Consider the following 12,017-nt stretch of genomic DNA (forward strand, 5'->3'; position numbering starts at 1 on the left):
GCTACGGTTCCTTCCCTGCCGTGGCAGGTGCCGCGTCGGCGTGGTGACTGTCGGCGCGGTCGATCTCGTGTGCGGCGATCCGCAGTTCTTCGGGGCTGCTGTCCGTGCCGGTGGTTCTGATGTGGTCGACCCGCCGGGGCACGAAGCGCTGCCGGGACGGGATCGGGATGGCCAGCAGGACGGTGATGCCGAGGAAGATGATCTGCACAATGGCTACCCAAATGCCCCACGGGTTGGTGTAGCTGATCCGCAGTTCGCCGCCGGTTTCGGGCACCTTGAACGCCTGCGCCCAGCCGTTCTCTGCCTGCTCGAGCGGCTGGCCGTTAAGGGTTGCAGTCCAGCCCGGGTTCATCCGTTCGGCCAGGACCACCATGCGTCCGGCATTGCCTTCGGGAATGGTGGTTCCGGCGCTGGTCCAGGAAGACGGCACCGTCTGCAGCAGCGCTCCCGTACTGTCGATCACGCGCACGCGGCTGGTCAGCGTGCTGCTGGTGTCGTCTTCGCCGCTCCGGTCCGGAACTACGCGCCACAGCCAGCCCGAATCCGTGCGTCCCACGGCGCTGAGCCCGGGCACGGCGTCGATCCTGTTGGCCAGCAGTTCGGCGGAGCTGTCCGTCTGCTGCAGCACCACGAAGCCGACGCCGAGCCGTGCCAGTTCCTCCCGCGGATCCACTCCGGTGCCGGCGGCGATCACGGCGACCGCGTTCCGTGCGGCCGCGGTGGCGTCGTCGTCCTCCCGCCGTTCAGCGTCGAAGAGGCCACCGGTAATGGACCGGGCCGCGTAGATCGGGGACAGCTGATCCATGGTGGTCCCGCCGCTGTGCATCACGGCGGCGCTGATCGAACCGCTCTCGCTGCTCAGCACCAGCGAGCGGGTGCGTTCGGGCCCGGTACCCCGGTCCGTGGCCGTGGCCGGAAGGATCCGCGCCTGGCCCGGCTCGAGCTGCATTTCAGCGCCGAAGTCGGTCAGGGCGCGCCCTTCGGCGGCAACGGTTTCCTCGGCGATCAGCTGCGGCAGGAGCCAGTGCGCCAGATTCAGCACCGGGCCGGCAGCCAGAACAACGACGGCGGCAACGGCTATGGCGCGGAAGGCACCTTTGCGTTCCTTCCGCGGCTCGTTCAGGGTGTGCAGGCGCTGCACGCCGCTGTCCCCGCCGACCAGGGCCGCGGCCAGGAGCAGGAACAGCGCCAGCGAAACGAACGGGCCGGTGAACGCAGGCACCATGGCACCCGGGGCGATTGCGGTGGCGATCATGGCGGAGACCCAGCTGGCGGCCAGAGTCACGATCGCGCCCAGCCAGGACAACCTGGCAACGCCGGCGCTGCTGCCGGGCAGCAGCACGCCGACGGCGGCCAGCACCAGCATCGGCACGCCGGTGAGCAGTGCGAAGACCAGTGCCCATGGGCCTTGGCCCAGCGACTCGAGGAAGCCGAAGGCACTCAGACCGGCGAAGGTGTCGAACGCCACGGGGAAGCCCATGATCTGCTGCCAGAGCGGGGCGCCGTCGAAGGACAGCGGCACGCCCGGGTCGCCGAGCAGTGCCCGAGGGTTGTCCATCGAAGTCAGGAGCATCGGCAGGGCGAGTACCAGGGGCGGCACCAGCGACCACCACACGGTTTTGGCGCGCCGGCCGCGCTTGAGGCAAATAATGCCGACGAAAATGATAAAGACCGGCAGCAGTGCCGGAGCGGAAGCGGTGATGACGGCCAGGCAGAGACCTGCGGCAGCGGCAGCGGTCCAGGATGGAATGCCGTTGATGCCCGGCTTGTGGATGACCTCGGGCCGCGGCTTGAGCGGATCCGGATTCAGCCGCTGTACCGCGGAGCCGGTTGCGCGGACCAGCCCCAGCACGGCCCACGGAATCATCAGATGGGCGATCAGCGCGCCGAGCCGGCCGGAGCCGAGGGCCACCTGGAGAACCGGCAGGCTGGCCCAGAAGAAAGCGGCCCACAAGCGCAGCGAGCGGCGCTGGGTGAAGGCACCGGCCGCCACCCACGCGGCGAGACCGGCCAGCGGCATCGCCAGCAGGATCAGGGTGAGGACCGCGGCGGAGCCGTTGCCCAGCGCGAGGATTGCCAGTACGGCCAGCACATAGCCGAACGGGTCGCCGTGGCCGGGCAGGCCCGAGCCGAGACTGATCCACCAGGCGGAGGCGTTGTGCCAGATCTCGGCCAGATCCGCGGAGACCGGAAGCAGGGCGCCGCCGGCCAGCGCCGGAACGCCGAGGAAGCCGAACATGCCGATGATGGACACGAGCGCCAGCACCAGGGTGGCAACCACGGCGCCGGTGCCTACCCAGGTCCGCAGCGGCGAGGCCATGGACGCGAATTCGTCCGAACCACCCGTGGGTTCGTAGCTGCCGGTGGTGTCGGTGCCCGTACCGTCCCCGAGCACATGCTCGGCGCTGACGGATTCCATCAGCGAGCGGCGGTAGGCGAAAACATCCTGCCGCTTGACCATCAGCGGCTTGATGATGCTTCTGGATGACCTGCGGGTAGCGCCGGCCTGCTTGCGCGCCTGCAGGAATTCCCGCGGCCGGAACAGGGCGGACAGCGTGGCCAGGAGTTGCCGCAGGCCGTGTCCGGGGTCCTTGGCAACGGTGCTGATAATGAAGCTGAAGAAACCGCCGAGCAGCGTACCGATCCACAGGAGGGGTAATTGCCACCACGCCGCGTGCTTGAGCCGCAGGTGGATCTGGGAGCGCCGGGCTGCCATGGCCGCAGCATGCGGGTTGCCGCGTGAGGTCGCATGCCGCATTGTCGCCGTCGGCACCACGACTACGCGGTTGCCGGCAAGCCTGTTGCGCCAGCAGAGGTCTACGTCGTCGCCGATGCCGGGCAGCGCCGGGTCGAACCCTCCCAGTTCCTCGAACGCATCGCGGCGGATGAGCATGCCCGCGGAGTTCACGGCGAAGAAGTCGCTGCGGCCGTTGTACTGGCCCTGGTCCATCTCGTCCAGGTCGATCATGGTCAGCCGTTCGGCGCCGCGCGTTACCGTCAGCCCGACGTCGATCAGCTTGCGCGGACTCTCCCAGTCCACCTGCTTGCAGCCGGCGATGGTCACCGACGGCGCGGTCTCCACGGCGAGCAGCAGTTCTTCCAGCGCATCCGGTTCCGGCGCGGAGTCATCATGCAGCAGCCACACCCATTCCTGCACGCGGCCGCCGGCAGCAGCCATGGCCGCGGGAGCGGTAGCGCCGGAAGCGGTTGGGCGTGTAGCGGCGCCGCCGGCAGTCCCCGCCGCAGCATGGGAATCCCCCCGGCCTGTGGCGGCCGGGCGGGAAGCCTCGGCCAACTCGTCCGCCTGGCCCGAAGCCGGGGACGGAACGGAGAGGGCAGGCGCAACGGAGGTCGGCACGCCGTCGTCGTTCTTCTGGTTCTTGAGCTCGTCCAGGGCAACGCGCACCGCCGTGCCGAATCCGGCCCGCGCAGAGGTCTTGACCACGGGACTGCCCGCCGGCAAGGTCTGTTCCAGAAGCGAAACCGAGGTGTCGGTGGAGCCGGTGTCCACGCCAATATGGAAGTCAGCCGGCCGGGTTTGCGCGTTGAGGGCAGCGAGCGTCTCGGACAGGTATTCGGCGCCGTTGTGGGCGACTACAACGGCGGTAACGCGAACTTGCTGGTGAATTAGACTGCCCGCTTCCTCAGGCGTCGGCGCTCGCGCTCCGAAAGACCGCCCCAGATTCCAAAGCGTTCGTCATTGGCCAGGGCATACTCCAGGCACTGGGCGCGCACGGTGCACGCTCCGCAGACCTTCTTGGCATCCCGGGTTGAGCCGCCCTTTTCGGGGAAGAACGCCTCCGGGTCCGTCTGGGCGCACAAGGCATCCGCCTGCCAGCCCAGCTCGCCCTCATCGTCAAAGTCCGAACCGAATCCGGGCAGACCGATCCAGACGGGCTGTTCCTTCGGCGGCGCGACCTCATGCAGCATGCGCGGCGCGGCCACTTCGTGTGTTTCGTCGGCCTGCAGATCCTCGACATCGGCAGCAAGTGCCTGATGCGCGGCGAGGAATGCGGTGGCCTGGTTTTCCAGAGACTGCTGGCTTGTTTCGTGGTAGCGCTCTGCGGCTGCGGGATCAGCCGGATCCACATACCAGTCCGCTGGTACGCCGCGGGAACCGTACCGGATTGAAGCCTGTGCCTCTAATTCCGTACGGTCCGTTATACGCTCTGCCTGCCCCATGAGCCCTCCCGGTGTCGTTGTCCCAGCGTGTGCCAGAAATGCAATGGCCTGAACAGCCGCTGCGTCTTCATTGCTGTTACAAATCCGATACCTAATTACATTGGTGTAAGTCGTGCAAGTCAAGCCAAAGCGGGAATCTTATCGACTCCGACGGCAAAAAAGCGTGTACGCCACGCCCGAAAGCGTGGGTGGGTTTGCCCGGCGCGCCGGAAGGCCCGTCAGCTCAAGGAATACGCAAGCTGCAGCCCAATTTACTACTCGTGGCTTGTGGTGTCAGCGGGGCGGATGTGATTTGTGGAAAGCGGGCGGTGAAGCAGTCCCGCCCCGATGCCCGCTCGAGTGCCTGCGGATACGCTGGAAGCAAGCCCAACCGCACCTACCCACCTTCAGGAGCACCCGTGCATTCAGTGAGCACCATCGACCAACTGCTGGCAGTCCTGCGCCCGGACTCCTCCCCCGCGCTCATCTGGTACGGCCCGGATGGCGAACGAGTGGAGCTCTCCGGCCGGGTGCTGGACAACTGGGTTGCGAAGACGGCGAACCTGCTCTCGGAGGAACTGGACGCCGAGCCCGGGACGGTCATCCGGCTGGCCATGCCGCCGCATTGGCGGTCCGTGGTGTGGGCGCTGGCCGGCTGGCAGACCGGCGCCACGCTGACCGTGGACGCAGCCGGAGACGGCGGCACGGAGCCCGACGTCGTCGTAAGCAATGAGTTGGACCGGCTGGGCGGCGGCCCGGCGTACCAGGTTGCTGTGGCCGAGGGCGCGCTGGCGCTGGGCTGGCCGGGTGCGCTGCCCGAGGGCGTGCTGGATTACGCGGCCGAAGTGCGTTCCTACGGCGACGTGTTTATGGGGATGGGCTCGGCCGAGAACTCGGCAACGGCCTTGGAGTACGACGGCGGCTCGCTCACCTTTGATGCGCTGCTGCACCGCGAGCCTGTCAGCCGCAACATCCTGATTCCCACGAAGTCGGACTGGTTCACCACCTTGACCGAGGCCGTGGCCACCTGGCTCGGCGGCGGAACCGTGGTGCTGTGCCACCAGTCGGTGCACGACACGGCGAAGCTGGTGGCCAACGAACGGATCACCGAGCAGCTCTAGATCGGCGGCTGGGGGCGCCGGGGGCCGGGGCCGGCCACGTGTCCATCGCGGGCCTGGCTGTCGCGTGACTGATCGTCAGAGCTGAATCCGCGACGCTCATTCTCGCTTGGGCTGATTCCACCGGTCGCGGTTCCGCCGCCTGCAGCTCCGCCGTGCCCGCGGCCGCCGCGTTCTTCAACGCGGTCATGCCCTGCACCGGCATGCTCGTGCTCGAAGATCTCGTGGTCGTGCGCAAACTCCGGCTCGGCATCCAGTTCGGCATTGAAGACCAAGAAGCGGTAGGCAAAGAAGCGCATGACCGTGGCGACCACGGTGCCGAAGATGCCGGCGATGAGCAGCTCGGTACGGCCTTCGATGTCCAGCGGGTACTTGGCGATCCAGACACACCCGGCCGAAATGAGCATGCCGATGACGTTAATCACTACAAACATGATCAGTTCGCGGACGGGGTTGGGCTGGCGCCGGTCGCGGAACGTCCAGTAGCGGTTGGCCACCCAGGAAAACAGTGTGGCCACCGACGCCGAAACCAGGCGCGCCTTGACCTCGCTGTCCGACATGGGGCCGTTGATCAGCCACCAGTAGAGGCCGTTGTCGATGACGAAAGCCACGCCGCCGACGGTCCCGAACTTCGCCACCTCCCGCCAGAACAGGGAGATCAGGCCCCGGATGCGGTCGGCGATCGTTATCTGCATGAGCTTCAGCGGGATCCTTTTCCTCAACGGGCAGCACCGGATGGCACCGAGGCCCCATTCTAAGTCGGGCGGCTGAATGTTTCCTAGGACATCGGGCCGGGTCAGCGAAGGTTAGCAGTGCCGCACGGCCGGGGATAGGGCTATCGGGGATGTGGTTCGGTACGCTAACTACGTGACTTTCCCAGTAATTGGCGTTGTTGGCGGCGGCCAGCTAGCCCGCATGATGGCCCCCTGTGCAGTAGCCCTTGGCTTCGAACTCCGTGTCCTGGCCGAGGCAGAAGACGTCTCCGCGGTCGCGGCCGTGGCCAACGCTCCGGTCGGCGACTACAAGGATCTGGACACGCTGCGCCAGTTCGCCCAGGGCCTGGATGTGATGACCTTCGACCACGAACACGTCCCCACCGAGCACCTGCAAACCCTGATCGGCGAGGGTGTCAATGTCCAGCCGCAACCGGATGCCCTGATCCACGCACAGGACAAGCTCATCATGCGCGGCGTCGTCGAAAAGCTCGGCCTGCCCAACCCGGCCTGGGCAGCGGTTTCCACCGTCGAGGAGCTGGTCGCGTTCGGCGAGCAGACGGGCTGGCCTGTGGTGCTCAAGACTCCGCGCGGCGGCTATGACGGCAAGGGCGTGCGCATGATTGACGACGCCGGCGCTGCCGCGGCTGCCGCTGACTGGTTCACCGGGACACCGCTGCTGGCCGAGGACAAGGTGGACTTCAGCCGCGAGCTCTCCGCGCTGGTGGCACGCACGCCTTCCGGCGAAGCCAAGGCCTGGCCGGTGGCCCACACCATCCAGGTGGACGGCGTCTGCGACGAGGTCATCGCCCCGGCCCAGGAACTTTCCGCCGAGGTGGCCGAGGCCGCCCAGCAGGCCGCGCTGCGCCTCGCCGAGGAGCTCGGCGTCACCGGCGTGATGGCCGCCGAACTGTTCGAGACCCCCGGCCAGGGCCAGGGCTTCGTCATCAACGAGCTGGCCATGCGCCCGCACAACACCGGCCACTGGACGATGGACGGCTGCGTGACCAGCCAGTTCGAGCAGCACCTGCGCGCGGTCCTGGACCTGCCGCTGGGCGATACGGCGGCACTGGGCGCCGTCGTCGTTATGAAGAATTACCTGGGCGGAGCCAACACGGATCTGTTCGGCGCCTACCCGCAGGCGCTGGCGGCCGAACCGGACGTCAAGGTCCACGGCTACGGCAAGTCGGTGCGTCCGGGCCGCAAAATCGGACATGTTAATGTGGTGGGCCGGCACGCTTCGGACGTAGACGTGCTGCGCACCAAGGCCGCAAGGGTGGCCGCGATCATCCGCGACGGGGTAGACCCGCAGCGCGCCGGGGCAGACCCGCAGGAAGGCAACTTATGAGCGAAAACCCGATTGTCGGCGTCGTAATGGGCTCCGATTCGGACTGGCCCGTCATGCAGGCTGCAGCCGCGGCGCTGGAAGAATTCGGCATCCCGTACGAGGCCGATGTGGTCTCCGCGCACCGCATGCCCGAGGACATGATCCGCTACGGCAAGGAGGCCCAGGGCCGCGGGCTGCGCGCTATCATCGCCGGGGCCGGGGGCGCCGCGCACCTGCCGGGCATGCTGGCATCGGTCACTACGCTGCCGGTCATCGGTGTCCCGGTGCCGCTGAAGATGCTGGACGGCATGGATTCGCTGCTGTCCATCGTGCAGATGCCCGCCGGCGTTCCCGTGGCCACGGTCTCGATCGGCGGTGCCCGCAACGCCGGGCTGCTGGCGGTCCGGATGCTGGCCGCCGGAACCGATGACCTTGCCGCCCGGCTGCAGCCGCAGCTGGCCGACTTCGCCGCTGAGCTGCGCCAAAGCGCGTACGACAAGGGTGAAGCCCTGCGGGCAAAATTGTCATGACGCCGCGCATCGCCCCACAGGACAGTCCGCGCCGCGGCAATCGCGGCGACGATGGCTACGGCGTCACCGATCCGGTCCGCTACCCGCAGAGCGCGCCCGCCCCGGTCCGGACCAAGCGCGCGTTCATCCTGCTGCTGCTGACCCTGTTCATCCCGGGCAGCGCGCAGCTGGTGGCGGGCAACCGCAGTCTCGGCCACAAAGCGCTGCGGGTGACCTTTACCGTGTGGGCGCTGCTGATCGCCGCGGGCATCGTGGCCTTGGTGAATTGGCCGACGCTGGTCAACATCGCCACCCACCCCTGGGGCTCGCTAATACTGGTCATTGTGCTGGCGGCGCTGGCGCTGTTCTGGGGGTTCCTGTTCCTGGACACGCTGCGGATCATCCGTCCCGGCCTGCTCGCGCCGGGCATGCGTCCCATTGTGGCGGTCTGCCTGGTGGCGCTGATGGCGCTGACCACCGGCACGCTGGGCTACGGCGCCTACCTGATGAACGTGGGACGCAGCACGCTGGGCACCATCTTCGAGACCCGCCCGGCTTTCGATCCGGTGGACGGGCGCTACAACTTCCTGCTGATGGGCGGCGACGCCGGAGCGGGCCGTGTGGGCCTGCGCCCGGACAGCATCCAGGTGGTGAGCGTGGACGCCAAGACCGGCCAGACCGTCATGTTCGGCATCCCGCGCAACTTCCAGAACGCCCCGTTCCCGGAGGACTCGCCGATGCACGCGGTCTACCCGGAGGGCTTCAACTGCGGCGACGAGTGCATCATCAACGCACTCTACGTGGACGTGGAGCAGAACCATGCGGACCTCTACCCGGACGCCAAAAACCCGGGCGCCGAGGCCATGAAGGATGCGGTCAGCGGAATCCTCGGCATCGAAATCCAGGCTTACGCGCTGGTGGACATGGGCGGCTTCGAGGCCCTCGTGGACGCCATGGGCGGCATCACCGTGGACGCTGGCGGCTGGGTGCCCATCTCTGACCGCACCATCCCCGGCACCAACCAGCACTACCCGCCGAAGGGCTGGATCGCCCCCGGCGTGCAGGAGCTGGACGGCTACCACGCGCTTTGGTACGCCCGCTCGCGCGAATTCGCCACCGACTATGACCGCGTGCAGCGCCAGCAGTGCGTGATGTCCGCGATGGTCAAGCAGCTTGACCCTGCCACCGTGCTGACCCGCTTCCAGCAGCTGGCCTCCGCCGGCGAAGAGGTCGTGGAGACGGACATTCCCAGCGAACAGCTCGGCAGCTTCGTATCCCTGGCGGCAGACGCCAAGGGGCAGAAGATCAAGCGGCTGACCATCGGCCCACCGGACTTCGGCACCCCCTCGGACAACTTCGTCACCTTCCCGGACTTCAGCCAGATCCACCCTCGTGTTCAGGAAATGTTCATCCAGGAAGAGGAGACTAAGGAAGCTGGCGGCGACGCGGGCTCCAAGCCGGACAGCGGTTCGGATTCCGGCGCCGGCGAAAACAACGACGGCGGCGCGGATTCGGGCGGCACCGCAGAGGACACTTCGGCTAACGACGGCGGCGCCGAAGCCGCCCCGGCCGAGACACCGGCTGAACAGACTCCGGAGATCACCGAGGAGTACCTGCAACAGCTGGCCGTCATCGGCGACTCGGCAACGCTTTCGTCGATCGTGCGCGGGAACGGGGAATGCTCGGTGCCCTAGCATCGAAGACGCCGCATCAGCACGTTCAGGTACCTGCATAGAGAAGAGGCTCCACAATGTACCGGCTGACCAATGTTCTGCGACCCTATGCCTGGGGATCGCCGACGGCGATTGCCGAGTTGTTCGGCCGCGAACCCTCGGGCAGCCCCGAGGCGGAATTGTGGATCGGAGCCCACCCGGACTCGCCGTCGTCGATCCATTTGCCCGACGGCGACGAGCAGCCCCTCACGGACTTCATTGACGACGGCCCCGGGTTGGCGCTCGGCGAGAACGCGCTCGCCCTGTTCGGCGCCAAGCTGCCGTTCTTGACCAAGGTCCTGGCCGCCGATGAGGCGCTCTCCCTGCAGGTCCACCCCACGCTGGAGCAGGCACGCCAGGGCTTCGCGGCCGAGAACGCCGCCAAGGTCCCGCTGTCATCCCCCGAACGCAGCTACCGCGACGACAACCACAAGCCGGAAATGCTCTTCGCCCTGACTGAGTTCCAGGCCCTGTGCGGCTTCCGGCACCCGCAGGATTCCGTCCGGTTTTTCCGTGGACTCCATGGCAAGCTCAGTGCCGCGGACGCGGACACCGCCCTGCTGGAACGGGTGATCAAGTCGCTCGAGGGCCCGGATGAATCTGCGGCCATCCGCGGCGCCTTCGTGACACTGCTCGAAGGCGGCGCCGAGTCCGCTGCCTTGGTCGACAACACGGCCGCGGTGCTGGCGGCCGTCCCCGAAGAGCAAACCGGGCCGGAATTCGCCGCGGTACGCTGGCTGGCCGAGCTCTACCCGCAGGACCCGGGCACGCTGATTTCGCTGCTGCTGAACCTGACCACGCTGCAGCCGGGCCAGGCCCTGAGCCTGCCGGCCGGCAATGTGCATGCCTACCTGCGCGGCCTCGGCATCGAGGTCATGGCCACCAGCGACAACGTGCTCCGCGGCGGGCTGACCCCGAAGCACATCAACATCCCCGAGCTGCTCAAGATCACGGATTTCCGCCCGATCGAGCCTCCCCGGGTGGAACGGAAGCTGACGGACGCCGGCCAGGAACTCTACTGCCCACCGTTCGCCGAGTTCCAGCTCCAGCGCATCGAGATTAACGACGGCGACACGCCCGTACCGCTGGCCCAGCATGGTCCCGTTGTGGTGCTGGCCGTCAGCGGCAGCGCACTGCTGGACTCGCCCGTTACGGATCTGACCCTGCACCGCGGAGATTCGGCGTTCATCCCGGCTTCGGAACAGCCCGTGCTGGTCCATCCGGTGCTCAACACGGACTCCCCCGCCGTCCTTTTCGCGGTCACCTGCGCAGGTAATGCCAGCGAATTCGCCGAGTTTTATGAAAGTCTATGAAGTTCAGTGAATCAACGAACGGATATCGACGCATGAGTTCCTCCATCCTGCAGTCCGCCGCCTGGGCCGAGTTCCAGCGCAGTCTCGGGAAGAAAGTCTTCGAGTCCACCGGGGACGGCTATTCCTTTCTGGCCATCCACGAGAAGACCCCGCTGGGCAGTTACCTCTACGTGCCGTACGGACCCGCCGCCGAGGACAAGCAGGCCCTGACCCGCGCGCTCGACGCCCTGGCCGCGCTGGCAAAGGCCGAGGGCGCCCACTACGTGCGCGTGGAACCGATCCACTCGGGTCTGGCCTCCGGCCCAGGCACCGACGCCGAGGCCGAGCTGGCAGGACTGGGACTCGTCAAGGCGCCCACCGACGTCCAGCCGCACCTGACCTGGATGGTGGATCTGACCCAGGACGAAGACAAGATCCTGGCCGACATGCGCAGCACCAGCCGGAACCTCTACCGGAATATCCACAAGAAGGGCGTGACCTTCGAGATCTCCACCGATCCGAAGGACATCTCCATCCTGCTGGGCTTCCTGCATGACGTGTCGGAGCGGGCCGACTTCAAGGCGCAGTCCGATGACTACCTCACCCGCGCCGCCGAGGCCCTGGTCCCGGCCGGCAATGCCAAGCTTTTCATCGCCAAGCTGGAGGGCACTCCGATCGCCGCGGCCCTGTCCTACGACACGGAGACTACGCGCGTCTACGCCCATGCGGCCTCCGACGACACCTACCGAAAGCTCAACGCGGGCATCCCGCTGGTGGTCACCATGATGATGGACGCCAAGGCCTCTGGCATGACCCGCTTCGATATGTGGGGCGTTTCCCCCGAGGACGAACCGGACCATGCCTGGGCCGGCTTCTCCCGCTTCAAGCGCTCGTTCGGCGGCTTCGAGGTGGCTTACCCGGGCTCCTGGGACCTGCCGGTCAACAAGCTGATGTACTCCGCCTACGGCCTGGCCCGCAAGCTGCGCGATACCGCAGTGCCGGCCCTGCACAAGGCACGCACCGGAGCCGGCCCCGCGCTGGAGAAGGCACGTTCCGCAGCCGGTCCGGCGCTGGACAAGGTGCGCGCCAAGTTCCGCCGCTGACCGCGGTTCCCTCAGGAGGCTCCCCGGCCCCTCAGCTCGTCCGCTGGCCCGTCACTCGGCGGATTCTAGCGGCCCACGTTTA

Annotated in this window: 8 protein-coding genes and 1 pseudogene; 6 read left to right on the plus strand and 3 right to left on the minus strand. The window is 67.3% G+C overall.

Going from position 1 to position 12,017, the window contains the following annotated elements:
* Window position 1: 1 nt before the first annotated feature.
* A complete protein-coding gene (locus HGO92_RS00930) occupies window positions 2–3,511 on the minus strand; it encodes a glycosyltransferase family 2 protein (protein WP_346768805.1) in 3,510 nt (1,169 codons plus the stop codon).
* A 116-nt stretch (window positions 3,512–3,627) separates the two neighbouring features.
* Complete coding sequence (locus HGO92_RS24170) at window positions 3,628–4,182, minus strand: WhiB family transcriptional regulator (protein WP_139005223.1); 555 nt, start codon at window positions 4,180–4,182, stop codon at window positions 3,628–3,630.
* 398 nt (window positions 4,183–4,580) lie between these two features.
* Between HGO92_RS24170 and HGO92_RS00940 the strand changes: the two genes are divergently transcribed.
* A complete protein-coding gene (locus HGO92_RS00940; RefSeq protein ID WP_169991044.1) occupies window positions 4,581–5,282 on the plus strand; it encodes a TIGR03089 family protein in 702 nt (233 codons plus the stop codon).
* Window positions 5,283–5,467: 185 nt separating this feature from the next.
* On the opposite strand, the pseudogene HGO92_RS00945 reads toward HGO92_RS00940, so the two are convergent.
* Window positions 5,468–5,974, minus strand: a pseudogene (locus HGO92_RS00945) (GtrA family protein); the annotation flags it as partial.
* Between the two features lie 172 nt (window positions 5,975–6,146).
* On the opposite strand from HGO92_RS00945, the gene HGO92_RS00950 reads away from it, so the two are divergent.
* The 5 genes from HGO92_RS00950 to HGO92_RS00970 are packed head-to-tail and all read left to right on the plus strand — an operon-like array spanning window position 6,147 to window position 11,935.
* Entirely contained in the window at window positions 6,147–7,340 is a 1,194-nt protein-coding gene (locus HGO92_RS00950) for a 5-(carboxyamino)imidazole ribonucleotide synthase (RefSeq protein WP_169991046.1), read from the plus strand.
* Complete coding sequence (gene purE, locus HGO92_RS00955; RefSeq protein WP_074699217.1) at window positions 7,337–7,849, plus strand: 5-(carboxyamino)imidazole ribonucleotide mutase; 513 nt, start codon at window positions 7,337–7,339, stop codon at window positions 7,847–7,849. Before HGO92_RS00950 ends, purE begins: the two co-directional genes overlap by 4 nt.
* Window positions 7,846–9,522 (plus strand): LCP family protein, encoded by a 1,677-nt coding sequence (locus HGO92_RS00960; RefSeq protein ID WP_169991048.1) that lies wholly within the window; start codon window positions 7,846–7,848, stop codon window positions 9,520–9,522. Before purE ends, HGO92_RS00960 begins: the two co-directional genes overlap by 4 nt.
* Before the next feature lie 56 nt (window positions 9,523–9,578).
* Window positions 9,579–10,853: a mannose-6-phosphate isomerase, class I gene (gene manA, locus HGO92_RS00965; RefSeq protein WP_139005219.1), complete on the plus strand. Its 1,275-nt coding sequence runs from the start codon at window positions 9,579–9,581 to the stop codon at window positions 10,851–10,853.
* A gap of 32 nt (window positions 10,854–10,885) precedes the next feature.
* On the plus strand, window positions 10,886–11,935 hold the full coding sequence (locus tag HGO92_RS00970) for a lipid II:glycine glycyltransferase FemX (protein WP_169991050.1): 1,050 nt from the start codon (window positions 10,886–10,888) through the stop codon (window positions 11,933–11,935).
* Window positions 11,936–12,017 lie beyond the last annotated feature (82 nt).

The organism is Crystallibacter degradans, assembly GCF_012952295.1.
In the GTDB taxonomy this organism is placed as follows: Bacteria; Actinomycetota; Actinomycetes; order Actinomycetales; family Micrococcaceae; genus Crystallibacter; species Crystallibacter degradans.

Excerpts from the sequence above, each read along its gene's own strand:
- HGO92_RS24170 (WP_139005223.1), bottom strand. The coding sequence starts at position 4,182 with ATGGGGCAGGCAGAGCGTATAACGGACCGTACGGAATTAGAGGCACAG.
- purE (WP_074699217.1), top strand. The coding sequence starts at position 7,337 with ATGAGCGAAAACCCGATTGTCGGCGTCGTAATGGGCTCCGATTCGGAC.
- HGO92_RS00960 (WP_169991048.1), top strand. The coding sequence starts at position 7,846 with ATGACGCCGCGCATCGCCCCACAGGACAGTCCGCGCCGCGGCAATCGC.
- manA (WP_139005219.1), top strand. The coding sequence starts at position 9,579 with ATGTACCGGCTGACCAATGTTCTGCGACCCTATGCCTGGGGATCGCCG.
- HGO92_RS00970 (WP_169991050.1), top strand. The coding sequence starts at position 10,886 with ATGAGTTCCTCCATCCTGCAGTCCGCCGCCTGGGCCGAGTTCCAGCGC.